Raw genomic sequence first — 26,133 nt, 5'->3', positions numbered from 1 at the left:
CCGAGTTCGCCTGTCATAACTGGCCATTCGTCGTGGGGGTCGCGCAATCACGCGTGACGGCTGGTCACTCCCCCGTCCACGACGAGTTGCGTACCGGTGATGAACGACGCCTTGGGTGACATCAGGAACGCCACGGCCGCCCCGATCTCGTCAGGCTGCCCGAGCCGACCCAGCGGCGCGGCCTGTTCGAAGCTCGCACGGATCTCCTCGACGTCCAACGCGATCTGCAGCATCGGCGTGTGGATGAAGCCCGGGCACACCGCATTGACCCGAATTCCCAACGGACCCAACTGTGCAGCCATCGATCGGGTCATGCCGAGCAGACCGGCCTTGGAGGCGCAGTAGGCCGGGATGAAGGGGTTGGCGGCCAGGCCTTCGATGCTCGAGATACCGACCACAGCGGGCGATCCGCCGTCCTTCGCTGACTTCTCCAGATGCGGCAGGAGCAACTGCATCAACAGCGCCTGCGCCCGCAGATTCACGTCGAGCACCGCGTCCCAGGACTCCTCGGTGAAGGCGCCCACCGGTTCGGGGAGCACGCGGCCGGCGGCGTGCACCAGGCCGTCGACGCCGTCGAGCGCCTGTGCGGTCTCCCCGACGGCCGCAGTGAGCGCACCGGTGTCACACACGTCGATCACCGTCGACGGCATGCCCAACCCTTCGGCCACCTCGCGGACCTCGGGCGCTATGTCCCACAACGCGACCCGCCGGCCGTCTGCGATCAGCGCCTCCGCGCTGGCCCGACCGATCCCCGACGCTGCACCTGTCACCACCACACCTGTCATGCCGGACACCGTAGTGGCTCGGCGGGTGTCGAGATCGAGGATTCCCGTCAGGCGGTCGGTTTGACCGACGTCATCACCGACCGACGAGGTCGGCCAGCGCCTGTGCGGTCTGCAGATCCTCGTACGCCGCTGAATACCGTTGAGCCAGCGCCAGTGCGATGTCCGGGCGTTGCCACAGCTCGCCCGCGCTGGCGGTGGCCAGCCAGGTCATCAGGCCGTGGGCGACCGAGGCCCGGTATCGCAACCAGACCTCATCGGGCGACGGCAGTTCCTCGGCCGGAAGCTCCAGCGCATCCCGGTATTCCTCGAGCAGCTGGCGTTCGGCGACCCTTCGGTCTTCCGTCGTCAGCGCACCCTGCAGGAAGTAACCGAGGTCGAGCGAGAAGTTGCCGTGGCGGGCCACCTGCCAGTCGAGGAATCCGACATCCCCGTTGGGCAGCAGGTACGTGTTTCCGATATGCGGATCACCGTGCAGCAGCGTCTGCGGGACGCCGGCTGCGGTGAGGGTCCGGATGAACGGCTTCCAGATCCCTTCCACCAGATGGTCGATGGTCAGCGCATGCACTGAGGCCGGCGCATCGTCACCGAGACGTTCCAGAGCTGCGGGCAGCGGGGCCCACTGCATGCCGTCCCACGGCTCGAACGGTTCCAGCCACTCCAGTCCGGGACGGCGCACCCGCGCACCCCAGAACGCGCCGTGCAACCGGGCCAGGCCGCGTACGCCGTGCGCAGCCTGCTCCACGGTCAGCGGTCTGGTGGCGTCGCGTGGGTCTGCCGAACGTGCCGTGAGGTCTTCCATGACCAGCATGAAGTCCTCGTCGCCCTCGTCGATCGGCGCCGCATACACCGTCGGATGCTCCAGCGGCAGCTCGACTTTGGAGTTGAACAACCTCGGCTCATGCAGCAGACCGCTGGTGTACTTGATCATCTCCTTGTGCCCGGGATCGACGGCCTTGGCGAACACCTTGGAAGGTCCAGTCGGCCCCGGCTTATACGTGACCGACAGGCGCGCACGGCGGTTGGTACCGTCGTCGCGCATGTCGACCGTCACGCGATCCACCACCGCATTGGGGTGGTGGTCGGCCAACGCGGCCGTCAACCACTCGGGCGTGACCTGGGTCCAGTCCTTGGGGACGGTCATCGAGGCCGTCACGCGGTTGCCTCGCAGGCTCGGCTCCCGCGTGTCCAGGTACGGTTCGCTCCGCAAGCGTCGCTCACGGGATCAACACCGGCATCGAATCCCAGCCGCGGACCGTCGAAGTCGGCGACAATATGGCGTTGTCGAGATCGACGTCCCACTCCGGGAAGCGCTTGATCATCTCCTCCAACGCGATCCGGCCTTCCAACCGCGCCAGCGCCGAACCCAGGCAGTAGTGGGTGCCGACACTGAACGCCAGGTGCTGGTGCTGCTCGCGATGGATGTCGAAAACCTCACCGTCAGGCGGGAACTGGCGGCTGTCACGGACGGCCGCGCCGATCAGCATCATCATCACGCTGCCCTCTGGGACCGTCTGGCCGTGCAACTCCACGTCGCGGGTGACGTACCGCGCCACGTGCGGGGCCGGCGGCTCGAAGCGGAGCAGTTCCTCGATCGCCTGCGGGATGAGCGCGGGATTCTCGGCCAGCTGGCGCCGCTGATCGGGATGTTCGGCGAGAACCTTTGCCGCCCAACCGATCAATCGTGTCGTGGTCTCGTTACCCGCTCCTGCCACCACGTTGATGTAGATCAGCAATTCCTCGCGGGTGAGCTTGCGGGTCACGCCGTGCTCGTCGGTGAACTCGACATTGAGCAGGTCGGTCATGATGTCGTCGGACGGGTTGTCCTTACGCCAGTCGATGTAGGTCTCGAAGATCGAACCGTCGACCAGACCTTCCTGCGCCGCCTTCATCGGCTTGCCGGCCTCCGTGCGCAGCTGGTCGTTGCCGTGGTCGCGGATCATCTCCTGGTCGTCCTCGGGGATCCCCAGCAACGCGCTGATCACCCGCATCGGCATGATCGCGCCGAAATCCTTGATGAAGTCGACCTTGCCGGCCCCCACCAGCGGGTCCAGCGACTGCGCGCAGAATTCCCGGATCTTGGGCTCCAACGCATTGATCTTGCGTGGGGTGAACATCCGGGCCAACAGCTTGCGATGCACGGTGTGGATCGGCGGATCCTCGAAAATCAGGGCGCCGGAGGGGATGTCGATGTTGGCCTTGATCAGTTCGATGATCGCGCCGCGCGCTGAGCTGAAGGTTTCGTGGTCGACGAGGCCTTTGTTGACGTCGGCGAAGCGGCTCAGCGCGTAGAAGTCGTACTGCTCGTTGTAGTACAGCGGCGATTCCTCGCGGAGCCGGGCGAACGTCGGATACGGGTTGGCGTTGATCTCGACGTCGTAGGGATCGAAATACACGTCATTGGTGGTGCTCACGCTCACGGCGGTCCGCCTCTCTGAGGGCTGCGGAGAGTTACTTACCCGCGTAAGTTACACGGCGGGGACGCCCCCGGACAAGGCCCGTACGGGTTACGGTATGCCGTTCATCTGCAACGCTCAGGTGCTGTCGCGCACGACGAGCCCAGCAGGGTCACTACCGTCGGCGTCGGCGACCGTGGGATACCCCAGCTCGGCCATCATGGCCGGGACCGCGGCATCGACGATGGTCTTGGCGTCGAATGCAACGGAGGTCAACGGTGGCGAGCTCACCGCACCCAGCGGTATCGCGTCGACCCCCATGACCGCGAGATCATCCGGGCAACGCAGGCCGGCCCGGCGTATCCCGTGCAGAACCACGAACGCCGTCTCATCGCTTTGCGCGCACACCGCCGTCACGCCGGCGGCCACCCATCTGGACACCACACCGGCCGCATCGGACCCGTCGGTGGCCACGGTGTCGACCTCGATCTCGGGCAGGCCGTGCGCACCGGCGGCCACCCGAAGACCCGACAGCCAGTAGTCACCGAGCGGCCGAAGCACCTGTGCACCGGCATAGGCGAAGCCGAGGCGGGTATGGCCGCGCGATATCAGATGCTCCACCCGCATCTCTCCGACGGTCAGATGCAACGACCCGAGCGCGCGCAGTTTCTCGCTGCCCAGGTAGATCTGCGGAATCCGCGCCGCCTCGACTGCCGCGGCAGCGGCACCCGTGAGCGGGAACACGCCGGCGACGGCCACCGGGTTGAGGTTCGCGACCGCGTCGACGATGTTCTGACCGTCATCCGTCTCCAGCTGCATCGACAGCACGATGCCGTGCCGGCCGAGCGCCGTGGTGAGACGACTGCCGACCTCCAGAGGCAGTTCGCCGAGATCGGTGCGCGGCACGATGTAGAGCACCACACCGCTGCCGCCGACGGCGAGGTTGCGGGCTGCAAGGTTGGGCCGGTAACCGAGGTCGGCCGCCGCTTTGCGTACCGCGGCCTGGGTCTGTTCCGAGATGCGTTGCCCTTGAACATTGTTGAGGACATAGCTGACGGTCGCCGTCGAGACGTTGGCCAGCCTGGCCACGTCGGCTTTGGTCGGACGGAGCCCGACTTTCGATCCCGTCGGGCGTCCGCTTGCGCCCGTCGGGCGTCCGCTTGCGCCCGTCGGGCGTCCTTCTTTCGCACCCGTCGGACGTCCTCTTGTCGTGCTCACGATGTCATCGTGGCACGGTGCTGGTCCGACGGGTCGCTCACGCCACGCATTGGTTGCCCTGCACTCTCGCGCAACGTCAAGACGGTGGCCACCGAGACGACGCCCGCGGCAACCAGATACAGCGCGGGGGCCAGGTTGTTGCCGGTTGCTGCGGTGAGCCAGGTGACCACATACGGGGTGGTCCCGCCGAACAACGCGACCGCGATGTTGTAACCGATCGAGAAGCCGCTGTAGCGGACCCGGGTCGCAAAGAGCTCCACCCCGGCCGTCACCGCCGTCGCGACATACACGGATTCGATGGCCGCAAGCAGGCAGTGCCCGACGATCGCCGCTGCCACCGATCCCGAATTCATCAGCAGGAAAAGCGGGTACGCGCCCACCACGAAGGAGGCCGAGCCGGCGATCAGCAGCGGTTTGCGCCCGATCCGGTCCGACAGCGCGGCCAACGGCAGGATCAGGATCAGTGCCACCAGACTGGCCAGGGTGATCGAGACGAACGCCTGGGTCTTGCTGAAGTGCAGCGCCTTGATGAAGTACGTCGGCAGGAAGGTGAAGACGACGTAATAGCCGACGTTGAACACGATGAACAGGCCGATGACTTGCAGGATTGCCCGTCGCGCGGTGCCCACGGCTTCGCGCAACGGCGAGGTGGCCACCCGGTCGGCCTCGTCGAGCTCGGCGAACTCAGGAGTGTCGTCGAGGCGCAGCCGGATGTAGAGACCGACCAGGCCGAGCGGCGCCGCCACCAGGAAGGGGATACGCCAGCCGTAGCTCTCCATCGCCTCGGTCGCCAGAAATGCCTGCAGCAGCGTGACGGTGACCGAGCCCAGCAGGAATCCCAGCACCCCCGACCATGCGATGAACGTGACGGTGAAGCCGCGTCGCCGGGTGCTCGCGTACTCGGCGAGATAGACTGCGCCACCGCCATACTCGCCGCCGGCGGAGAATCCCTGCAGGCACCGCAGCAGGAGCAGGAGCAGCGGCGCGGCCACACCGATGGTGTCGTAGGTGGGCAGCAGGCCGATGCCCAGCGTGGCTGCCGACATCAGCAGGATCACGACGGCGAGCACCCGCTGACGCCCCAACCGGTCACCCAGCGGACCGAACACGAAGCCGCCGAGCGGACGCATGAAGAATGCGGCGGCGAATATGGCGAAAGTGTTGAGCAGCGAGGCGGTTTCGTTGCCGGCCGGAAAGAAGTTGCCGGCGATGTAGGTCGCCAGGAAACCGTAGATGGCGAAGTCGAACCACTCGACCGCGTTGCCGATGGACGCACCGGTGATCGCCTTGCGCACGGTGGCGTCGATGCGGGAGGTGCGGGTGTCGCTCGTTGGTGCCGTCAACAGAAAACTCGCCTCTCAGAATCGCGAGAGGCGAGTTTATCTGTCGAGTTATGCGCGTAAGCCCATTTCTGGGCCTTACGTATCAGACTCCGGCGAGCGCATCCGCGGTGAGCAACGCCTGGGCCACCCCGGACACGATCGACGCCAGCCGGATGGCCTCGAAGATCGTCGTGCGAGAGACGTCGGCGTCGCGCAGTACGGTCTCGTGCGCGGACAGGCAGTGCGAGCAGCCGTTGATGGCCGACACCGCCAGCGACCACAGCTCGAAGTCAGCCTTCGGCACACCGGGATTGGCGATGATGTTCATCCGCAGACCGGCCCGCAGGTCGTCGTAGCGGCCGTCGAGCTGCCCCTTGGTCCGGTAGAAGACGTTGTTCATCCCCATGATCGACGCGGCACCGAGGGCGGCGTGGTATGCCTCCGCACTCAGCACGTCGAGGGCATCCTCGGAGATCTCCTTCAGCAGCTGCTGCGATTTGGTCGCGGCGGCCGTGGCGACCAACGCTCCCCACAACTGCTGCTCGGTGAGCTCCGTGGACTTCACGATGCTGCCGAAGTTGAGCTTGAGGTCCTTCGCGTACTCCGGCAGCGCTTCCTTGATGTTGTCGATGCTCATGACTAGACCGCCTCGGACAACAGTTCGCCGGCGTTCAGCGTCGGGTCGCCCTTCTTCCAGTTGCATGCGCACAGCTCGTCGGACTGCAGTGCGTCGAGAACCCGCAGCACCTCGTCGACGTTGCGCCCAACCGAACCGGCGGTCACCGAGACGAACTGGATCTCGTTGTTGGGGTCGACGATGAAGGTGGCCCGGTCGGCGACACCGTCGGCGTTGAGCACGCCGGCCGCCGCAGTGAGTTCACGCTTGAGGTCCGAAACCATCGGGAAAGGCAGCTTCTTCAGGTCCTCGTGCTGTGCACGCCACTGGAAGTGGACGAACTCGTTGTCCACCGAAACGCCGATCACCTTGGCGTCGCGATCCTCGAAGTCTTCGTTGAGCTTTCCGAACGCGGCGATCTCGGTGGGGCACACGAAGGTGAAGTCCTTCGGCCAGAAGAAGATGATCCGCCACTTGCCCTCGTCGTCCTTGTTGGTGACGCGGGTGAAATAGTCATCGGGCTGCTTGGCGTCGACCTTGGACAGATCTCCACCAATCACGGCCGTCAGGTCGTATTCCGGGAACTGAGAACCAATCGACAAAAGTGCCATTGCAACCTATCCAATCTCGCGCTGATTTTCTGGAATGATTCCAGATTTACCACCACAATCATGGCTCTCACCGAGGCTTATAGCAACTCACTGAACCGTGATTATGCACACAGACGACATCAGTGTGAGCTGGGCCTCACGGCCGCCACCGGGACTACCAGATCGGCCCGCTCCGCAGTCGCCGCCACCAACCGGGCATTGGGTTCATCGACCTCGGAAACCCAGCGCCGCGCGGCACCGGCCGGCTTCCCGAAGGCGATGTGGCGAGCCACCAGACGGGCGACGCGGAGATCGTCTTCTGTTACGCAGAACCAGATTTCGTCGATCTCCGCGGACACCGCCGACCACGCCGGATCGTCGAGCAGCAGGTAGTTGCCCTCGGTGAGCACCACCGCCGTTCCCGGGAACACCGGGATCGCACCGGCCACCGGCTGCTCAATGTCGCGCTCGAAACCGGGGGCGTAGACCACCTCGGTGCGTCCGCGGATACGGCGCAACAGCGCGGCATATCCGGCAACGTCGAAGGTGTCCGGCGCGCCCTTGCGGTCCAACCGGCCAAGCCGGCGCAATTCCACATCGGCGAGGTGGAATCCGTCCATCGGAACGTGCGCCACCGCGTCGCCGCCGAGCCGGGCCCGGACGGCGACGACGAGCGCCTCGGTCAGCGTGGATTTACCCGCCCCCGGCGCCCCGGCGATCCCGATGACGGCCGTCCCCGGCTCTGCTGCACGGGCCAATACCCGAGTCACCAGATCCTCGAAGGTGTACATAGCGCCGCCATTGTCCCGCAGGTCATCGGCGGCCCGCGCCGAACGTCGTCGCGAACAGGTAGAACTGGCTGGGGTGGATCGCGTGGAAGGCGGATCAGTTGGCGAGGCTTCGCTGGTGGCTCGGTCTGGCCTGTTGTGCGGCGCTGCTGGCCGGTTGCGGGAACGCCCCCGTGGTCGGGGGCAGGGCGACCTCGATGCTGTTCCTACCCGACCGGGTGGGTGGACTGCCGGTGACCGACGGCCACAGCGGCACCCGGCCCGATGCCCCCGCGCCGACCCGCCGGGCCGAGAACACCGATGGCGGCCAGATCGATGACCTGGCCCTGCTGGCCGTCGACGACATCGAGGATTTCTGGTCGCAGAACTACAGCGGCGGTTCCCTTCCGGGAACCTTCACCCCCGTCTCTCGCCTGGTGTCCTACAACTCCGATGCCTCCCCCGGACTCGAGATCTGCGGGGAAAGCACCGTCGGGCTGACCAACGCCTTCTACTGCCTCAAGAGTGACGTGATGGCATGGGACCGCGGCGTCGCGATTCCGGTGGCAGCGCAGTACTTCGGCCAGATGGGCGTGGTCGGGGTGATGGCCCACGAATACGGCCACGCCGTCCAGCAACAGGCGCGGCTGATCAACGAGAGCACGCCCGTGCTGGTGGCCGAGCAGCAGGCGGATTGCCTGGCCGGGGTCTACCTGCGCTGGGTGGCCGCCGGAAAGTCTCCGCGCTTCGAGTTGAGCACCGGCGACGGTCTCAACCATGTCCTGGCCGGGCTGATCTACATCCGCGATCCCCTGATGACCCGGGTCGACGCAACGCTCACCGGCAACGAGCACGGTTCGGCGCTGGACCGGGTCAGCGCCTTCCAGATCGGCTTCAGCGGCAACGTCGACCAGTGCGCAGCCATGGACTCCGACGAGATCACCAAGCGCCGCGGCGATCTGCCCAAATTTCTCGACTTCTTCGGCGGCCCGCAGAGCGCCAACAGCACGATCACCGCGAATCTGCTTGACCACACCATGCAGTCGCTGCGGCAGGTCTACGCACCCACCAACCCACCCACGTTGACCACCGAGCCGAGCGCATGCCCCGACGCCGGACCGTCTCCGCCGGCGTCCTACTGCCCGGCGACCAACACCATCGTGGTCGACCTGGCGGGGCTGAAAGCCCTGGGGGAAGCCAGAAACGAGAATGACGAACAGGAGCTCCTCCAAGGCGACAACTCGGCGATCTCCGTCCTGACATCGCGGTACGCCATGGCGTTACAACACGAGAAGGGCCTGACGCTCGACACTCCCGTGGCCGCGATGCGCACCGGCTGCCTGACCGGCGTGGGTCAGGCCAGGATGGCCGAGCCCGGTCTGCCGATCACGCTGTCGGCCGGAGACACCGACGAGGCGATCAGCAGCCTGCTCACCAACGGGCTGGCCGCCAGCGACGTCAACGGCAGGGTGCTGCCTGCGGGGTTCACCCGCATCCTGGCCTACCGGTCCGGCCTGCAAGGCGATGACGCACAGTGCTACCAGAGGTTCCCGTGAGCCGATGAGTCCAGTCGAGGAGAACCGATGAGCGGTCCCGAACAGCCGTGGTGGGCGCGGCCGGGCGGCGCACCCCTGCCCGGCGGCACGCCGCCACCGGGCGCTCCGCCGCCGCGGCGGGGTTGGACGCCACCACCCCCGCGACAACCGGCGTCGCCTCAGCACCACCCGTGGCCCGCGCCGTCGCCCCAACACCAACCGCGACCCGCACCGCCGCCGACTCCGCGGCCGGAGCCCCGGCAACCCGACCGGCGTCTGCTCATCGGTGCGGCCGTCGCCGTCGTGGCAGTCGCGGTGATCGGCACCGGGCTGTGGGCGTGGAGCCGCGCGGACACCAACAGCGCCCGACTCGACGTCCATCAGGCCGAGTCCGGAGTGGCACAGATCCTGTCCGATCCGATCAACGGTTACGGCGCCAACCGCGTCGTCGCGGTGGCGTGCAACAACGGCCGGAATCCGGTCGTGCGGGCCGGATCGACGTTCACATGCGCAGTTGAGATAAATGACACGCTGCGCAGGGTGATCGTCGAGTTCACCGACGATAACGGCACTTATGCCGTGGATGGGCCGCGGTAAAAAGAGACGCACGACACATTTTGCAGACCTCGTGACAACCCACACCGGACCGCGCTGCCAGGCTTTATTAGAGTCACTATTAGTCTTACGGCATGGGTCGGGATCCCTTCGCAACCAGTGCCGTTGATACGTCGACGTCGAACATCGAGAACTACGTCAGCGATGACGGCACGATTGTCGTACCCGACGGCGTCACCCTGACGTCGTTCCTGGATCGCAACCGGTTCATCTACGGAGATGAGCCGTCCTACCGATTCCTCGACTACTCGACCAATCCGGACGGGCAAGCCGTCGAGCTCAGCTGGAACGCTCTGTGGGCGCAGGTGTGCGCCGTCGGCGCCCGACTGCAGCAGGTCACCCAGCCCCGCGACCGGGTCGCGATCCTGGCCCCGCAGGGTGTCGAGTACGTCGCGGCCTTCTTCGCCGCCGTGCACGCCGGCAACATCGCCGTCCCGCTGTTCGCGCCGGCCCTGGCCGGTCATACCGAACGACTGGCCGCGGTGCTGGCCGACGCCAAGCCCACCGTCGTGCTCACCACCACTGCAGCGGCCGAATCGGTCCGCAACTTCATCAAGACTCTGCCCGCCGCCGAGCGGCCTCGCATGATCGCCGTCGATGCCGTGCCGGACACGCTGGCCGAGATGTATGTCAGCCCGTCGGTCGACTCCGACGACATCGCTTACCTGCAGTACACATCCGGGTCGACGCGCACCCCGGCCGGGGTGGAGATCACCCACCGCAACGTGTGCACCAATGTCATCCAGATGATCCTGGCCGGCGACCTCGACACGGGGATCCGCAGCGTCAGCTGGCTGCCGCTCTACCACGACATGGGCCTGATCATGATCATGTTCCCGGCGCTGTGCGGTGGCCACATCAGCCTGATGGACCCGATGGCGTTCGTCCGCCGCCCGTACCGCTGGATCAAGCGGTTGGCCGAAGAGGCCGCCCACGGACGCACTTTCGCCGCGGCCCCCAACTTCGCCTTCGAGCTGGCTTCCGAACGGGGCCTGCCGCCGGAGGGTGAGACGCTGGACATGTCCAACGTCGTCACCCTCCTCAACGGATCCGAACCGGTCACGATGGCCGCCGTCGAGAAGTTCACGACCGCGTTCGCCCCGTACGGGCTTCCCGCGACCGCGATCAAGCCGTCCTACGGCATGGCCGAGGCCACCCTGTCGGTGGCCAGCATCGCGCCGAGCGCCGCGGCCAGCGCGGTGTACCTCGACCGCGACCAGCTCAGCGCCGGGCGCGCGGTAACCGTGGCAGCCACCGACGAAGGCGCCGTGGCCCACGTGTCCTGCGGACAGCCGATTCCGAACCAGTGGGCAGTGATCGCCAGTCCCGACGGCGACGAACTGCCCGACCGCACTGTCGGCGAAATCTGGTTGCACGGCAACAACGTCGGCCAGGGCTATTTCGGTCGCGTCGACGAGAGCGAGCGGGTGTTCGCCAACAAGCTGCAGACCCGACTCACCACCGGCAGCCACGCCGAAGAGGTGCCCGACAACGGCCATTGGCTGGCCACCGGCGACCTCGGCGTCTACATCGATGGCGAGCTGTACCTCACCGGCCGGATCAAGGACATGATCCTGATCGACGGACGCAACCACTACCCCCACGACATCGAGACGACGGTCAGCGCGTCATCGCCCGCCGTGCGCTCGGGTTATGTCGCCGCCTTCTCGGTCAACGGGGACCGCGGTGAAGAACTGGTGATCGTCGCCGAGCGGGCCGCCGGAGCCGGACGCGCCGAGCCCGGCCCGATCGTCGACGCGGTGCGCGCGGCAGTGTCCCGCCACCACCAGATCCGGGTCGCCGATGTGCGCATGGTCGCAGCCGGCGTGATCCCCCGGACGACGAGCGGCAAGCTCGCCCGAAACGCTTGCCGCGTCGAGTATTTGAGCGGGAAGTTCGACAAGTAGGTTCGCGCTCGGCGAGGTTGACGCCTGAGCGTCGGCCGCGCCGAATGCGACGCTACGGTCGTTATCCGGCGCCTGGCGCGACCATGGCGTTGATCTCGGCTACAGCTGCCCCATCGCCTCAGCGAACGCCCCGTCGCGCAGCAGACTGATGCTTCGGACCCGTGTGTCGATCTCGGTGATCCGCTGCACCGCGCCGCCGTGCCAGAAATAGGTGTCGCGACTGACGGCCCCGCCGGGCGGGTTCTCGGTCTGCCCTACCGTCACCGACGCGAGCCAACCGACTGCATCAGCCGTGGACTCACCGACGCCATGCAGGAACAGCAGACTGCGATGCGGCACGCTGAACACCACCCCCAGCGGTGCCACTCCCCCGAGCACCGTCTCGATCAGCCGGGGCAAGTTCAGAGCCTTCGAGGCGATGAAGAAGGAATCTCCGGTCAACGCAAACACGTTGCGGTCCAACGCCTGTACGGTCACGGGCTCGGCATCGGTGTTGCGCTGACCCACCTCGTAGAGGAAATTCAGGTCGCGGCCGGCGACGTCGTCGTCACCCACCGTCTTCACCACCGTCGGCAGGTCACGACTCAGCTCGGCGACCAGACCGTCGAACGCCGGGCGGGCGTACCGCATCGAGGTCATGCCCGAGGTGTCCGGCGTCTGCAGGCGTGTGCGAACCTGCGCCAGAAATTCGCCCTCCGTCAGTTCGGCCGGCCCGGGATCGGAGCGACCGGCGAACTGCTGATCGAAATGAAACTCGACAGCGCTTGCCCACTCGACCGGCGGACGCTGCGCACATTGGAGCTGAAGGTTGTACAGCCGGTAGTGATTTCCCGTCTGGTCCATGAAACAGTCGTCGCCCAGTGCGTCCTGGGGAGCCGGACGCACCCGTACACCGCGACGTTCCAACGATTCCAACGCCAGCCGGCGCACGTACCGATGCCGGTCATCGGTGCTGACAGTCGGCTCGCTCCCGCTCGTCGACGACTCCCCCATGCTGCCCCCCGTGATGATGCTGATCGACCCATCCATGATCGCACCGTCGCGGGCACCGTCTCGGCACCAGTTCGGAGCGCCCCGACCTGTCGGTACCCCATGCGAATCTGTCCGGTTCTCAAACGAGCCGACACAGGAGGGCCCGGGGATGTCCGAGCTTCAGCAACAGAACTTCCGAGTGAATCTCGGCGGGGTGATCGCACTACTCAGCAAGAACCTGTATTCCAGCCCCGGCGTCTATGTGCGGGAGCTGATCCAGAACGCGGTGGATGCCATCGCGGCCCGAGACGCCTTTGACGACGTACCCGCGCCACGCGTCATCACGATCTCTCCCTACGGAGTGGCCTCGCCGCACTCACCCGCCGACGAGTTCGCACTCACCGACGCCGGAATCGGGGTCAGCCCGGCACAGGTCGAGCAGTTCCTCGCGACCGTCGGCGCCAGTTCGAAGAGCGACGAACTGCAGCGGAGTCGTCGGACGTACATCGACCAGTTCGGAATAGGCTTGCTGAGCTGCTTCCTGATTGCCGACGAGATCACCGTCGCCTCGCGTAGCGCGACAGGCGCGGACCCGATCGAGTGGGTCGGCCGCAGCGACGGCACCTACACGATCCGAACCACCACCGACGAATCGGCGGTCGGTACCACTGTGCGGTTGCGGCCGCGCCCAGACATGGTCGGGTGGGCGCGGGCCGAGCAGGTGAGCCCGCTCGTGCAGAAGTATGCCGAGTTCCTTCCGGTGGCCATCAAGGTGCTGACAAGCCAAGGTCCGAAGGAAGTTTCGCGTGAGTATCCGTGGGTACGCGACTTCGGCGCTCACCGATCTGGTGTGTTGCAGGGTGTCTCGCCCGTTTACGGCGGCGTCGGGGTGGGTAGGCAGTTCGATGCCATCGAGATTGCCGACGAAGACCTGGGACTAGAAGGCGTGGTGTACATCGGAACTCCGTCGCGCCGGACCACGTCCGTCCGCCGCAATCGCGTCTATGTCAACGACATGCTTGTCGATGACGCCGAAGGTGCGCTGCTGCCGTCATGGGCGTTCTTCGCCTGGGCGGTGGTCAACTCCACCAAGCTGGAGCCGACCGCCAGCCGCGAGGCCATCATGAACAACGCAGTACAGGCCGGGACTCGGCGCGCGCTCGCAACCACGGCGCTGAAGTGGCTGCATTCCCTGGCCGACACCGATCCCGAGCGCTTCGCCGAGTTCGTCACCGACAACGAACTCGAGCTCAGATCCGCTGCGACGCACTGCATCGACGCGGAGAATCGTGAGCTGGCCGAAGTGGTGCTGCCGATGCTGACCATGCAGACAACAGAAGGACACCTGCGTCTGGTCGACATCGTCAACCGGAACCCGAACGTCCTTTTCGCCGCGTCGGTCAAGGAGTTTCGCACTATCGCGAGCTTCAACCCAGGTGGTCGGATCGTCGTCAACGCGGGCCACGCTCTCGACCAGGAAGTGTTGCTCATGCTGCCGCAGGTGATGTCCGGGGTCACCGTCACACGGGCCTATCCGGCGTCCGAGGTGGCGGCGCTGACGGTGCCGTCCGCCGACGCCGGCGCTGCCGTGGCGGCATTGGAACGGCGTGGCAGTCACGCGCTGCAGGCGTCGGGTGGCCGGGTGGTGGTGCGCCGGTTTCCATCGACGGACCTGCCTGCCGTCTTCATCGGTCACGGCCAGATCGACGCCGATTCGCCGGGGTGCGGCGACCTCCCGCATCTGGTGGTGAATTGGGACAACCGGGCGGTGCAGGCGCTGACCCGCACAACCGACGCCCTCGTGTTCAGTCGGCTCACGCAGCTGCTGTTCGTCCAGGCCCGGATGGCCGCGCAGTGCGATGGCCCCGAGGATCGAATCCTGTTGTCGGAGGCGCTCGATGACATCATCGTGCTGGCCGCCGGCGTCGACGGGACGGAGGTAGCCCGATGACCGAGCCCATGCCCCTGTCAGCTGATGAGCTCGAACGGCTGGGCGATGAGGCACTCGCTGCGGGAGAGCTGCAAGCGGCACTGCATCACTACAGCGAGGCACGCCGGCTTGTCTTCGACATGCTCGATCCGGGGCTGATGCAGGGTACGGATTTCGACACGGTGTCAGAGATCGCCGACGAACTCAGCCGGATCAGCAGGAAGCGCGACGACCTCGCGCGAGCGACGCAACCACCACCGAAACCGCTCGAGGAACAGGCGGCGGACCTTCGCGCTGCGGTGGATGTGTCCATGGAGGGTGGCCGCATTGTTCATGCCGCAGAGCTGTGTATCGATCTCGGCGAAATCCTGGCGGAGCTGGACGACGTCGACGGCGCGGAATCCGCCTATCGGCAGGCCGTGGCGCTCGCCCGGGAGGTCGATACCGCCATGCCCGAGTTGATGCTCTGGACGTTTCGTAGGTTGATCGAATTCCTTGCGCCGTCAGAGGAGTCGATAACCCTCGCCCAGGAACTGGCCGCCAACTTGATCGAGCGCGAGGAGATGTACCACCCGATGCGGGCCGGCGACGCGGCGTTCCACTGGGCGGTCGCCGAGCTGAAGTTCGCAGAGGTGGCACGGCACCGAGTGGATCACGCGATCGAGGGCGTCGCGCGGCAAGCAATCGAGATGCTCGACGAAATCTGCATGCACGACTCGGGGCAAGCACTGCAACGCCACGTGGCCGATACCTTGCGGTGCGTCGGCCGCGATGTCGAGGCAGATCAGTGGCAAGCCGAGGCAGACAAGTACGAGGACTGGTCAGCGTTCATGGAGCAGCAGATTCCCGGCCACGTCCACCTCTGGGACATCCGGATCGACTTGTCCGCCGGAGCAGGCGACGAATGAACACTGGCGGTCGCCGACTCGCCGCGGGCACAGATCCCCGGCTAATCGAGTGATTCCCAGAAGCGTGAAAGCGCAGCCGCACCGCGGGCTGGATCCTGCACCATCCACCAGTGATCCAGTCCGTCGAGCACCTCGGTGGAGGCGCCGGCTCGGCTGGCTGCACGACGCCGGATTTCTTCAGACCCGACGTATGGGTCCGCCGTCGCCAGTAGCGAAAGTCCCGGGCGGGCACTGGCCCGCTCCAACCCGCCGCCTGCTTCGGCCATGTCACCGGGCATTCCCGCCGAGCGGTACAGCCGCAGGGTCGCCTGCCCCATATCCGGTCCCTGAGCTTGTGCCATCGACGCTGCGATGTCCTCCGGCAGCAGCGCGGCCCACACCGCGGTCCGGTCTTCGACCGTGCCGCCCAGCATGTTCTCGACGAGCCGCTCGCCCTTGCCGGGCGTCCGCCATGCCTGGGCCATGTCAGGCCACTGGTATTCGGCGTCGAACACTCCGACGATGTCACTTGCCCAGCTGCGCACCAGGTCGGGTCGATGCATCATCGCGTTCACCACGTGCACACCACCCCAGTCGTGTCCGACAAGGTCAACCGGCTCGTCAATGGCTTCAAGCTCGCTTTCGAGCCAGTCCCGGTAGGCCGCATATGTCGCCGAGAAGCGGTCAGGTAGCGGAGCCCCGAATCCCGGCGGTGACAATCGCACGACATCCTTGCGTCCAAGCGCATCGACCAGCGGACCCCAGATCGCGTCAGTCTCCGGATTACCGTGCACCAGAACGATCGTCATGCCCGACATCGTGGCACGACTGGCGTCGATCTCAGCCCGCAGCCCACTCCTTGGCGGCATCGAGCTCACCCAGCCCGAAGACCTTGAGGTCTCCCGGAATCATCCAGGCGAACGCGTGCATCGCATGGGCAACCCACTCCCTATCGGACACGACGGCGATCCGTTTGAATGCCGAGTGGTGCCCGAGCAGCGCGCCGAAGCCGAGCTTCATATCCTCGACCAGCCCACCGGGTCCGAAGCCCTCGTAGTCCGGTGAGATGACCTCGACGATCCGGATCTCTCCGGTCTTCAGCAATTCGTCCATCGTCGGCCGGAAGTCGCGCAGGTCATCACCGCGCACCCGGCCTGACACCCGAATACCGAACACGCCCTCGGGCATGTCGGGAAGGACATCGATCATTGGTTCTCCCTCCGTCTCGCACTCGAGTCTGCACCCGATCGGCGGTGCGTTGATTCAGGAACGGGAAGACTCCCAGAGGTTGGATATCTCCGACGGCACGTTCTCGCGTTTGACGGCGCTCCTGGTCCACCCACCGTGGCTGCCGGGAGCGATCCGGTAGATCCCATCTTCGTCTGAATACACCCAGAGCTGTTCAGGTTCGGTGGGTAACCAGGTGATCATCACCCCGGGGGTGCGGTAGGAGGAGTGGTCGTGGAAGACCTCCTGACCGGCTTCGTCGCGAATCACGGGGACCCAGGTCTTCCCACCGTTCTCGTCGGGCCCCTCCTGGGCGGAGGCGGTGTAGGCGTCCGACGGCGATGTCTGGTCGTGGCCGGGTGTGACGACCGCGGCGTCCGCATCGTTACCTTTGCCGCAGCCCACGGCGACCGCCATCACTGCCAGAATCACTGCGATCAACCGCTTGCCCATGTATCGACTCCTTCGGTGCTGACGAGCGCGCGCCGCGCCTTCGCCGCTTGACGAGATGGAACGATACGGTCTGTACGCCAGAACCGATCAGCACCCCGGCAGCTTGCTCACAGCATCGTCGTCAGCCCGGCGATGACCACATCGAGGTTGAACTCCAGCTGCGCGTCCTCGTCAGGTTCCGCCGACATCGCCGCCAGAACCTGCTGCAGTAACTCGTAGGTGTTTCCGTCGCCAATGTGTATGGCCGCCAAGGCCTCTTCGTGTTGCGGATGCATGCCTCTTCCGGCGCGCAACAGAGAATCGCGGGCCGCGGACAGTGCCAACTCGGCGATGGTGTTGGCGGCCCGGCCTGCCTGCTCGACGGCGAAGCCCGCGTCGACCAGAGCGTGGAGGACGAATTCGGCTTGGTCCAACGCCGCGAGGCCGATCGCGCCCTCCATCGGGAACGCGTCGTGAACACCGAGTTGAGTTATCGCATTGCGCGCCCGGTACGCGTACCACCGCAACACATCACGCCAGTCGCCGTCGACCGGTGGTGGGACACGATCGAACTCCGCCTCGAACACCGCTGATGCCATGAGCGCCAACAAGGTTTCTCGATCGCCGATGTGGTATTTGACCGACTTCCGGTCGACGCCCAGAACGTCGGCGACCGCCTGCATGGTCAACGCCGCCGGGGGGACACCAAGAGCGGCAGCAACGATCTGCTCGCGGTTGATCCGCGCCGGACGCCCTCGCCGAACTCGCGCTGCGGCAGCGTCGCCGCTGTCGAGATCGTGGGCACTCACATCAGCCAGCCTAGTTACCCGCGCCGTGGGGTCGGGGACGACAACCATCGGCGGGCATGAACCGGGCATTTTTACCCGTCGCGGGAAAAATTTCTCCGATTCCGCTCCACCTTCGGTTTCGGCGACGTATACAAGACCCCGTGAAAGCGTCTGCGTACATCGGTCGGGTCGGCGGTTTGGCCATCGCGTTAGGGGTCGGCGTGGCCATGACCTCGGGAATCGGGGCGGCATGGGCCGACCCCCACGGCTCGACAACAAGCGATTCATCCGCCGGCTCGACGAGTAGTCGCGCCGGCGGCACCACAGGTGCGGGTGCCGCAGATCCCGGTCCGCGAGTCCGGATCAAACGCGCCGAAGATCAGGCTTCGCGCCCCCTCACCGGGCTCACGCACGAGCTGCAGAACCGTGTACAAGCAGCCTCCGGCAAGAGCAAGCACGCCACGGCGACGACGCCGAAAAAGAAGAAGACCACCGGCCGGTCCTCGACTGAGTCGTCGGCTCCGAGAACCGCAACCCGGCCTGACGCCCCGCGCGCCGAGGTGGCACCGAACACGGCAACGCCCACTGCGACCGACACACCCAAGCCTGCGTCGCGCATGAAGGCCCCCGCACCGACGCAGGCCGCTGCCCCGGCCGGCACCGCAGAACCCGTGACGAAGCCACTGACGACGACAACACCGACCACCACGCCCCCGCACGATCCGATCAGCGCCGTCGCAACGGCGATCTCGCACTTGTTCGCGGCGGTGAACAGCCCGGCCGTCGGCAACACCCCGACCGCCCCGGCCGACCCCCCACTGTCCTGGGTGATGCTGGCGGCAGCACGTCGCGAGCTCTCCGGTTCCTCAACTTCGGCGAAAACTGTTGCTGCCAAGGCACAGCCGGCCCCCACTGATGCAACCGCATGGTTCCAGCAGGCCGTGTACACACCGGTGCACGATGGTATCCAGAACTGGATCGACAGTGACCTGGGTCGGCAGGTCGACGGCGCCATCAACACCGTGGCCGGGTCCTACGTCATCGGCAACGGTGCCGACGGAACCGCCGCCAATCCCGACGGCGGCGCCGGCGGATGGCTGCTGGGTGACGGAGGAGACGCCTGGAGCAGCACGGCCGCCGGTGTCGGCGGCGGCAACGGCGGCACGGCCGGCTTCCTGGGCGACGGCGGGAGGGGCGGTGACGGAGGCGCCGGCAGCGACGGCGGGACCGGTGGCACCGGCGGATTCCTGATGGGCCTGGGTGGTGCCGGCGGCGATGGTGGCGACGGCGTCGCGGGCGGCGCCGGTGGTGCCGGCGGCGAAGGTGGTTCGGCTACCGGTTTGGCGTTCGGTATCGGGGGCGCCGGCGGCGATGGAGGCAGCGGCACCGACGGAGGCCGGGGTGGTGACGGCGGCGACGGCGCGGCCCTGCTGGGCAGCGGCGGTGACGGCGGGGATGCAGGTGACGGCGGAATCGGTGGCGCTTCAACACGACTCGCAGCATTGGGCGGAGCGGGCGGCAACGACGGACTGTTCGGCGAGCACGGAACGGTCGGCCACTACGGGACCCGGGCCGACACGCCGGCAAGTGGCGACACCTCACTCGGCACCACCGGCAAGTGGATCACCGACAGCGAGGGCAGGGTCGTCATTCTGCACGGGGTCAACATGGTCTACAAGGTGCCGCCGTACGAGCCGTCCGCGTCCGGATTCAGCGACGACGACGCACAGTTCTTGGCGGACAACGGTTTCAACGTGGTGCGGCTCGGCATCAACTGGGCCGCCGTGGAACCCGAACCCGGCGTCTACGACGACGAATACCTGGCCTCGATCCAGCAGACCGTGCAGACGCTGAACGCCCATGGCGTCTACGTCATCCTCGACATGCACCAGGACACGTACGGGACCACATTCGGCGGCGAGGGCGCGCCCGAGTGGGCGACCCAGACCGGCGGACTTCCCAACCCCATTCTGGGCTTTCCGCTCACCCAGTTCCTCAACCCGGCCGAACAGCACGCCTGGGATGCGTTCTGGTCCAACTCCACAGCATCCGATGGAGTCGGTCTGGAGAACCACTACGCCCAGACCTGGCAGCACGTGGCGTACTACTTCAAGGACGAGCCCGGCGTCGTCGGCTACGAGATCATGAACGAGCCATACCCGGGCGCCTCCCAGATGCTGCCGACCATGTTCGGCAGCCCGTTCTTCTCAGCTCAGCAGCTGACCCCGTTCTACAACCAGGTGGATGCCGCGATCCGGTCCGCCGATCCGAACACGACGGTGTACTTCGAGCCCGACGCCGACACCAACCTGGGCTTCCCCGTGTACCTCGGGACCATCGACGACCCGAACAGCGTCCTGTCGTATCACGCCTACGACTACGTGTCACTGGGGCCGCTGGGCTCCTTCCCGAACGCCCAACTGATCTCCGACAATGCACAGGCTTACGCGGCGGCCCATGGCATCCCGGCATTCATGAGCGAGTTCGGCGGCAGTTCGGACAGTGCACGCATCATCGGATCCATGGATCCCGCAGACCAGCACATGTTCGGCTGGACCGAGTGGAGCTACACGGGCGTCGGCGACATCACGACCTTCGCTCCACCGGAGGAAGAGGCGCTGGTGTACGACCCGAGCCTGCCGCCGGAAGGTGACAACGTCAACACCGCGAACCTGAAGACGCTCGCGCAACCGTATCCGCAGGTGACGTCCGGTACCCCGCAGTCATGGTCGTTCGACGACGGTACGTTCGACTACACCTACTCCACCCAAAGAGCCGACGGCACAGGAAACTTCGCCGCGGGATCGGAAACCACGATCGCGACCCCTTCCGTCCAGTTCCCCAACGGCTATCAGGTGACGGTCACCGGAGGCCACGTCGTCTCTGCCCCCAACGCCACCAAGTTGGTGATCGCGTCGGATGAAGGCGCAAGCGAGGTTCACGTCGTCGTCACCGCCAACCCCGACGGGTCCGCGGTGACGACGGTGTAATCCGTGCCGGCCGGTCGCGAGCCTACAGAAACGCTCTATTGCCGTAGCGATCGAGCGAGACGAATTCTCCGACCGGCCGACGTGTCGTCGGCCCGTACTTGCCCTTGGGCCAGCCCAGCGGGATGACCGCACACGGAGTGACGTTCCACGGCAGGCCCAGAGCGCGCCGCGCCAACAGCTTGCTCCACAACGGCAGGGTGATCAGCGCCGCGCCCAACCCGGCTGCGCGTGCCGCCAGCAAGAGGTTCTGCACCGCGGGGAAAATTGAACCGTAGGCGCTGCTCACCGCCACCGATGGCCACAGCGGAATGACACCCTTCAGGCAGGCGACGACCACGACGGGGATCTCGTCGAAATGATCTGCCTGCCATTGCACCGCCTTCTCTATCCGGAGCATCTGGTCATTCATATTGCGCACAACGAAGCGCTTGTAGATCGGTCCGCCGAACTTCAAGGCTCGGCGATTCAATCGGCCGAGTTTCGCGACGACTTCGCGGTCCTTGACGACGATGAACTCCCAGTTCTGAGCGTTCGAGCCCGTCGGCGCCTTCATCGCGAGTTCCAGAATGTGAAGCAGAAGCGTGTCATCGATGGGATCAACCTTGAGTCGACGGATCGCCCGTTGAGTACGCATCGCCTCTTCGAGTGGCATGGCCAAAGCCTCGTGCTGCGTCATGGCCACAATTTCAACATGGCCAGTCACCTCAGAAGCCATTCTCGGAAGAAGGCTCACTCCGTTGTCGGCGCGCAACCCTTCGGCCTGATCTACGGGGTTGCCTGACCTAGCCGCGGATTTGTGCCGCACACTTTTGCGGTGATCATGCAACAGCGCCTCGACAGGTGGGAGGCACGTGCCGAGTGGCCGCTGGCCTCGGTGGCCGCGGTGTTTCTCGCCGCATACTCGGTGGAGGTGCTGGTGCAGCCGCATGGGGTGGCGGCGCGGGCTGTCGAGCTGGCGACTCTCATCACCTGGGCTGTGTTCACCGTGGACTATGTGGCCCGGCTGTATCTGGCCGACGACCGCAAGCACTGGTTCCGGACCCATTTGGTCGACCTGGCGATCGTGGTGTTGCCCTTGCTGCGGCCACTGCGACTGTTGCGCCTCATCGTGTTGATCGGTGTGCTTCAGAAAGCTGTCGGCCACGCGATCCGTGGCAAGGTCATTCTGTACACGATCTCGGGCGCGATCCTGCTCGTGTACGTCGCATCGTTGGCTGTCCTCCAGACCGAACGCGACGCCCCTGATGCCCACATCACCAACTTCGGTGACGCGGTCTGGTGGGCGATCACGACCATCACGACCGTCGGCTACGGCGACATGTATCCGGTGACCACCACCGGGCGAGTCATCGCCGCGCTGCTGATGATCGGCGGGATCAGCCTGGTCGGCTCGATCACCGCGACGATCGCGTCGTGGATCGTGCAGACCGTGGCCGTCGACGACGCCGCCAGCGCAGCCGTGACGGCAGCCCATATCAATGACCTGCGCGCCGAGATCGCGTCGCTGCGGGACGAACTGCGTCGGGAGCCCACCGGCGACGGTTCTGCGAGCGACCACCAGCCGTGAAACCTGGTACCGCATGCGGCACCAGGTATGAGAACGCCTGAAGAGTGCGGGCGGTGGGACTCGAACCCACACGCTCTCTCGAGCACCGGCACCTAAAGCCGGCATGTATGCCAATTTCATCACGCCCGCGGCGTGCCGATCTTACAGCCCGAAGCACAGCCAGATCTGTCGGAGGCCGCCGATACGTTTGATTCGTCGGCGGTCGAGAGAGACGACGACGCCAACGTTTGCCTCGACGAGTTCATCGGCCCCAAGGTCTAATCGGACGGGCGCGCCTGACCAGACATGTCGATCAGCCTGTCCTGTTCGTCGAACCGAAACTCGGCATGGCCGTCGGGCAATGCGATCCGCAGGCCTCCCGGAATCTCGTCGACCTGGACCCCACGCACGTCACCCCATGCCCACACGCTGCGGGGCGCGACCGGCAGCGCCTGCAACGCCTCTCCCACGCTACGCATCAGCCGGGGCACGGTCGGCTCGGGCAACCGCAGCCGATCATCCGCGAGAACAATTGCGCCGATGGTGGAGCCGTCGGCGTCGAAGGTGTAGGTGGGCAATTGCCCGAGAAGAAGCGCCGCTACCCCACCCATCCACCATGCGTACTCACGCGGCTCAGCTTCACCGAGTGGCACTTCCGCGTCACGCAACTCGGCGACTTCGTACTGCTCTCCGAAGTTACGGATCAGTGCGCTGCTCTCGACGATCGAGGGCGGGTAGGCGGAATTCGCCCATGCCCACAGCCAGGTGCCAGGTCCCTGCGCCGCGGAGCCGAGCAGTTCAGCCCGAGCAACAAATGGGTCGGCACCGCTGGTCGAAGCCTTCGAGAACACGCCGGCGCTGAGATCGAGGCTCCAGTCCCCGTCATACGGCGAATTCTCGCCGATGAGGTCGGAGAGATGAGCTTGCGTTTCCGCTTGGACGATCGCAGCGTCGAGAAGCAGGTCATAGAGCAGCATCCGAAAAGCCTAAGTGGCGCTAACCACCCTTTCAGGCACGTATTTTCGACGCCCGTCACCCGCGCCGTACCATGGACGAATGTCCACTACACGGCGTAGGAGACCAGCCCTCATCGCGCTGGTGTGCCTTGGCGCCGCAGGCTGCCTGGCGCTGGCGTGGTGGCAGTGGACGCGTTACGAATCCGCCTCCGGCACCTTCCAGAATTTGGGCTACGCCCTGCAGTGGCCGATGTTCGCCGGGTTCTGTTTTTACGCCTATTACAAGTTCGTCCGCTACGAGGACGCCCCACCGGAACGGCCCAGCGGCGATGTCACCGAGATTCCCGCGGGGCTGCTGCCGGAGCGTCCCAAGGCCGCGGCCACCGATGCCGGCGACCACGAGCTTTCCGAATACAACGCCTACCTCGCCGAGCTGGCCAAGTCCGACCAGCCCGAGAAGAAAGACAGGACCGATAGATGACCGCACCAGAACCGGGCGCCGAGGTCACGCCGGCGGTTTCGACTCCCAAGGAGACCCTCCGTAAGGCGCTGCTGGGCTACCGCGTGTTGGCCTGGACGACGGGCATCTGGCTCATCGCGCTGTGCTACGAGATGGTGCTCAAGTACATCGTGCAGGTGGACAATCCTCCGGGCTGGATCGGCATCGTGCACGGATGGGTGTACTTCATCTACCTGCTGTTCACGGCCAACCTCGCGGTCAAGGTCCGCTGGCCTATCGGCAAGACCATCGGTGTGCTGCTCGCCGGCACGATCCCGCTGTTGGGCATCATCGTCGAGCACTTCAATACCCTTGATCTCAAGAAGCGCTTCGAACTCTAGGATCTAGCGGCTATGCCATCGAAGCGAGCCGCTGAAGTAACGGCCCGGCCTTGACCAAGGTCGCCACCTCCTCGTCGGTCATCTGAGCGAACTGCTCATGGACGGCGCCGGTCCAGGCCGCGTCGATCATCTTCTTGTGCTCGGCGGCCTTGGCCGTCAGGTGCAGCCGGATGCAGCGACGGTCGTGTTCGTCGGGAGCGCGATCGACCAAACCGCGCTCGACCAGTTTCCGCACCGTGGTGCTGACGTTGCTGGGCTGCAGCGCCAGCATTTTGGCGGCCTCGGAGACACTGATCCCCGGGTGGTCTCCCACCGTGCGGATGACCTCGAACTCCGAGTGCGGCAACGGTTCCAGGCCGACCTGCCTCTCACCGAACCGCCGTAGTGACCAGACCAGCGTCCGCAGCGCGGCTGCGGTGTCACGCACATCACGCATCGCCCTGGGTACTCGAGGGGCCGTCATATCAGCTATATTACATATAACTTTATATATAAATCATTGATGTAAGGCTGCATGAGTACTCGAATCACAAATACCGAAACGCCACCTCAGACACCTGCGCTGCCACTGAGCTGGCTGGGTGTGCTGGCCCTGCTCACCGCCGTAGCCCCACTGTCGATCGACATGTACCTGCCCGCCTTCCCGGCGATGGCCGCCGAGTTCGGCACATCAGCCTCGGCCGTTCAGTTCACCCTCACCTCATTCATGGTCGGGCTGGCCAGCGGGCAGTTGATCATCGGTCCACTCTCGGACCGGTTCGGCCGGCGCCCTCTGATGCTCGCCGGCACCTTCGTGTGCATCCTGGCCGGTGTGGCCTGCGCGGTGGCGCCAAACATCGCTGCGCTGACGGCATTCCGGTTCGTCCAGGGGTTCAGCGGTGCCGCCGGCGTGGTGCTGAGCCGCGCTGTGGTGGCCGATCGCGCCCATGGCGCCGTGGCGGCACGGGCCTTCAGCCTGATGATGATCATCAACGGCGCCGCACCGGTGCTGGCGCCGCTCATCGGTGGATCGCTGATGGGTGTGATCGGCTGGCGCGGAGTCTTCTGGATCCTTGCCGGGCTCGCCGTGGCGATGTTCATCGGCGTCGTCGCCGTACTCCCCGAGACCCACCCGAAGGACCGTCGTCACACCGGCGGCGTGAGCGCCATGCTCGGCGATGCCCGGTCGGTGCTGACCAATCGCGGCTACCTCGGCTACACACTGGCATTCGCGTTCAGCTTCACCGTGATGTTCGCCTACATCGCAGCTTCGCCGTTCGTGCTTCAGAACGTGCTCGGACTGTCCCCGCTGCACTATTCGTTCGCCTTTGCCGCGAACGCCGCGGGCATCGTGATCGTGAATGCCGTCAACGCCAGAATCGTCGGCCGATTCGGGCAGCACCGGCTGCTGCACCTCGGCGTCGGCCTGCTCGTCCTCTTTTCGGTCCTGTTGTTGGTGGACGCGATGCTCGGTCCGGTGCTGTGGGCGTCGCTGCTGCTGTTGTGGGGTGCGGTCGCGAGCCTCGGCCTGGTAGCCGCCAATGCGACATCGCTGGCACTCGATCAGGTCCGCCATGCGGCCGGCACCGGTTCTGCGGTATTGGGCGCGTTGCAGTTCGGCCTGGCGGCGGTGGTGTCACCGATCGTCGGGCTCGGCGGGGACCACACCGCGCTGCCCATGGCGGGGGCCATGTTGGTCAGTGCCTGCATCGGCGCTGGAGCACTGCTGCTGACCCGGCGTCAGGTTGTTGCCATCGATTGACCCGCTTTGTCACGCCAGCGTGGCCCCCGAGCTTCGGAGCCACTCCAGCGTGACAACGGCTGGGCCGCAGTCGATT

At 65.8% G+C, this 26,133-nt stretch carries 27 protein-coding genes and 1 tRNA gene; 11 read left to right on the top strand and 17 right to left on the bottom strand.

Annotated features, from left to right (window positions below; translation table 11 throughout):
- Positions 1–47: 47 nt before the first annotated feature.
- From AC4ELS_RS26905 to AC4ELS_RS26870, 8 genes are all read right to left on the bottom strand, one after another.
- The gene (locus AC4ELS_RS26905) at positions 48–785 is read right to left on the bottom strand and encodes an SDR family NAD(P)-dependent oxidoreductase (RefSeq protein ID WP_448447882.1); all 738 of its coding nucleotides are present in this window, start codon (positions 783–785) and stop codon (positions 48–50) included.
- Between the two features lie 73 nt (positions 786–858).
- Entirely contained in the window at positions 859–1,926 is a 1,068-nt protein-coding gene (locus AC4ELS_RS26900) for a phosphotransferase (RefSeq protein ID WP_499050122.1), read from the bottom strand.
- Positions 1,927–1,999: 73 nt separating this feature from the next.
- Positions 2,000–3,202 carry a cytochrome P450 gene (locus tag AC4ELS_RS26895; protein ID WP_448447880.1) on the bottom strand — a complete coding sequence of 401 codons (1,203 nt, stop codon included), beginning with the start codon at positions 3,200–3,202 and terminating at the stop codon, positions 2,000–2,002.
- A gap of 114 nt (positions 3,203–3,316) precedes the next feature.
- Positions 3,317–4,267, bottom strand: coding sequence for a LacI family DNA-binding transcriptional regulator (locus AC4ELS_RS26890; protein ID WP_499050051.1), 951 nt, complete (start codon positions 4,265–4,267; stop codon positions 3,317–3,319).
- Positions 4,268–4,392: 125 nt separating this feature from the next.
- Entirely contained in the window at positions 4,393–5,739 is a 1,347-nt protein-coding gene (locus AC4ELS_RS26885; RefSeq protein WP_448447876.1) for an MFS transporter, read from the bottom strand.
- Between the two features lie 82 nt (positions 5,740–5,821).
- Positions 5,822–6,355 (bottom strand): alkyl hydroperoxide reductase AhpD, encoded by a 534-nt coding sequence (gene ahpD, locus AC4ELS_RS26880; RefSeq protein ID WP_064961182.1) that lies wholly within the window; start codon positions 6,353–6,355, stop codon positions 5,822–5,824.
- Positions 6,356–6,357: 2 nt separating this feature from the next.
- Positions 6,358–6,945: a peroxiredoxin gene (locus tag AC4ELS_RS26875; protein ID WP_055116075.1), complete on the bottom strand. Its 588-nt coding sequence runs from the start codon at positions 6,943–6,945 to the stop codon at positions 6,358–6,360.
- 119 nt (positions 6,946–7,064) lie between these two features.
- Positions 7,065–7,715, bottom strand: coding sequence for a nucleoside/nucleotide kinase family protein (locus AC4ELS_RS26870; protein ID WP_499050046.1), 651 nt, complete (start codon positions 7,713–7,715; stop codon positions 7,065–7,067).
- Between the two features lie 98 nt (positions 7,716–7,813).
- On the opposite strand from AC4ELS_RS26870, the gene AC4ELS_RS26865 reads away from it, so the two are divergent.
- The 3 genes from AC4ELS_RS26865 (at position 7,814) to AC4ELS_RS26855 (ending at position 11,748) form a co-directional block, all read left to right on the top strand.
- Positions 7,814–9,247, top strand: coding sequence for a neutral zinc metallopeptidase (locus tag AC4ELS_RS26865; protein WP_499050043.1), 1,434 nt, complete (start codon positions 7,814–7,816; stop codon positions 9,245–9,247).
- A 27-nt stretch (positions 9,248–9,274) separates the two neighbouring features.
- A complete protein-coding gene (locus AC4ELS_RS26860; protein WP_448447869.1) occupies positions 9,275–9,823 on the top strand; it encodes a DUF4333 domain-containing protein in 549 nt (182 codons plus the stop codon).
- Positions 9,824–9,915: 92 nt separating this feature from the next.
- Complete coding sequence (locus AC4ELS_RS26855; protein ID WP_064885663.1) at positions 9,916–11,748, top strand: fatty acyl-AMP ligase; 1,833 nt, start codon at positions 9,916–9,918, stop codon at positions 11,746–11,748.
- Positions 11,749–11,847: 99 nt separating this feature from the next.
- Here AC4ELS_RS26855 and AC4ELS_RS26850 read toward each other — a convergent pair whose 3' ends face one another.
- Entirely contained in the window at positions 11,848–12,777 is a 930-nt protein-coding gene (locus AC4ELS_RS26850) for a hypothetical protein (protein WP_448447867.1), read from the bottom strand.
- A 112-nt stretch (positions 12,778–12,889) separates the two neighbouring features.
- Between AC4ELS_RS26850 and AC4ELS_RS26845 the strand changes: the two genes are divergently transcribed.
- Positions 12,890–14,671: a hypothetical protein gene (locus tag AC4ELS_RS26845; RefSeq protein ID WP_499050039.1), complete on the top strand. Its 1,782-nt coding sequence runs from the start codon at positions 12,890–12,892 to the stop codon at positions 14,669–14,671.
- Entirely contained in the window at positions 14,668–15,558 is an 891-nt protein-coding gene (locus AC4ELS_RS26840) for a hypothetical protein (RefSeq protein WP_499050036.1), read from the top strand. The genes AC4ELS_RS26845 and AC4ELS_RS26840 overlap by 4 nt, the downstream gene beginning before the upstream one ends.
- Positions 15,559–15,599: 41 nt before the next feature.
- Here AC4ELS_RS26840 and AC4ELS_RS26835 read toward each other — a convergent pair whose 3' ends face one another.
- The 4 genes from AC4ELS_RS26835 to AC4ELS_RS26820 all read right to left on the bottom strand — a co-directional run bounded on the left by AC4ELS_RS26835 (position 15,600) and on the right by AC4ELS_RS26820 (position 18,005).
- Entirely contained in the window at positions 15,600–16,346 is a 747-nt protein-coding gene (locus AC4ELS_RS26835) for an alpha/beta fold hydrolase (protein ID WP_499050033.1), read from the bottom strand.
- Positions 16,347–16,377: 31 nt separating this feature from the next.
- A complete protein-coding gene (locus tag AC4ELS_RS26830) occupies positions 16,378–16,746 on the bottom strand; it encodes a SpoIIAA family protein (RefSeq protein WP_064885667.1) in 369 nt (122 codons plus the stop codon).
- Between the two features lie 54 nt (positions 16,747–16,800).
- On the bottom strand, positions 16,801–17,217 hold the full coding sequence (locus tag AC4ELS_RS26825) for a hypothetical protein (protein ID WP_499050029.1): 417 nt from the start codon (positions 17,215–17,217) through the stop codon (positions 16,801–16,803).
- Between the two features lie 107 nt (positions 17,218–17,324).
- On the bottom strand, positions 17,325–18,005 hold the full coding sequence (locus AC4ELS_RS26820) for a TetR/AcrR family transcriptional regulator C-terminal domain-containing protein (protein ID WP_498883347.1): 681 nt from the start codon (positions 18,003–18,005) through the stop codon (positions 17,325–17,327).
- Between the two features lie 809 nt (positions 18,006–18,814).
- Here AC4ELS_RS26820 and AC4ELS_RS26815 point away from each other — a divergent pair.
- Positions 18,815–20,974 carry a cellulase family glycosylhydrolase gene (locus AC4ELS_RS26815; protein ID WP_499050119.1) on the top strand — a complete coding sequence of 720 codons (2,160 nt, stop codon included), beginning with the start codon at positions 18,815–18,817 and terminating at the stop codon, positions 20,972–20,974.
- Between the two features lie 22 nt (positions 20,975–20,996).
- Here the strand turns inward: AC4ELS_RS26815 and AC4ELS_RS26810 are convergent, their stop codons facing one another.
- Entirely contained in the window at positions 20,997–21,626 is a 630-nt protein-coding gene (locus tag AC4ELS_RS26810) for a nitroreductase family protein (RefSeq protein WP_064885730.1), read from the bottom strand.
- Between the two features lie 168 nt (positions 21,627–21,794).
- On the opposite strand from AC4ELS_RS26810, the gene AC4ELS_RS26805 reads away from it, so the two are divergent.
- Positions 21,795–22,541 (top strand): potassium channel family protein, encoded by a 747-nt coding sequence (locus tag AC4ELS_RS26805; RefSeq protein WP_064885732.1) that lies wholly within the window; start codon positions 21,795–21,797, stop codon positions 22,539–22,541.
- Between the two features lie 45 nt (positions 22,542–22,586).
- On the opposite strand, the gene AC4ELS_RS26800 is transcribed toward AC4ELS_RS26805, so the two are convergent.
- Positions 22,587–22,670 (bottom strand) — tRNA-Leu (locus AC4ELS_RS26800).
- A 3-nt stretch (positions 22,671–22,673) separates the two neighbouring features.
- On the opposite strand from AC4ELS_RS26800, the gene AC4ELS_RS26795 reads away from it, so the two are divergent.
- Positions 22,674–22,802 (top strand): hypothetical protein, encoded by a 129-nt coding sequence (locus AC4ELS_RS26795; RefSeq protein WP_499050026.1) that lies wholly within the window; start codon positions 22,674–22,676, stop codon positions 22,800–22,802.
- On the opposite strand, the gene AC4ELS_RS26790 is transcribed toward AC4ELS_RS26795, so the two are convergent.
- A complete protein-coding gene (locus AC4ELS_RS26790) occupies positions 22,799–23,497 on the bottom strand; it encodes a DUF6882 domain-containing protein (RefSeq protein ID WP_064885669.1) in 699 nt (232 codons plus the stop codon). The genes AC4ELS_RS26795 and AC4ELS_RS26790 overlap by 4 nt on opposite strands.
- 79 nt (positions 23,498–23,576) lie before the next feature.
- On the opposite strand from AC4ELS_RS26790, the gene AC4ELS_RS26785 reads away from it, so the two are divergent.
- Together AC4ELS_RS26785 and AC4ELS_RS26780 are read left to right on the top strand one after the other, a co-directional pair.
- Positions 23,577–23,957 (top strand): hypothetical protein, encoded by a 381-nt coding sequence (locus AC4ELS_RS26785; protein WP_064961189.1) that lies wholly within the window; start codon positions 23,577–23,579, stop codon positions 23,955–23,957.
- Positions 23,954–24,316, top strand: a complete 363-nt coding sequence (locus AC4ELS_RS26780; protein ID WP_064885671.1) for a DUF3817 domain-containing protein — start codon at positions 23,954–23,956, stop codon at positions 24,314–24,316. The genes AC4ELS_RS26785 and AC4ELS_RS26780 overlap by 4 nt, the downstream gene beginning before the upstream one ends.
- A gap of 10 nt (positions 24,317–24,326) precedes the next feature.
- On the opposite strand, the gene AC4ELS_RS26775 is transcribed toward AC4ELS_RS26780, so the two are convergent.
- The gene (locus AC4ELS_RS26775) at positions 24,327–24,779 is read right to left on the bottom strand and encodes a MarR family winged helix-turn-helix transcriptional regulator (RefSeq protein WP_254358863.1); all 453 of its coding nucleotides are present in this window, start codon (positions 24,777–24,779) and stop codon (positions 24,327–24,329) included.
- Between the two features lie 51 nt (positions 24,780–24,830).
- Between AC4ELS_RS26775 and AC4ELS_RS26770 the strand changes: the two genes are divergently transcribed.
- Entirely contained in the window at positions 24,831–26,057 is a 1,227-nt protein-coding gene (locus AC4ELS_RS26770; RefSeq protein ID WP_499050023.1) for a multidrug effflux MFS transporter, read from the top strand.
- Positions 26,058–26,133: the final 76 nt, after the last annotated feature.

It is taken from the genome of Mycobacterium shunyiense (assembly GCF_058270035.1).
This window is presented reverse-complemented; position numbering and strand designations above follow the sequence as displayed.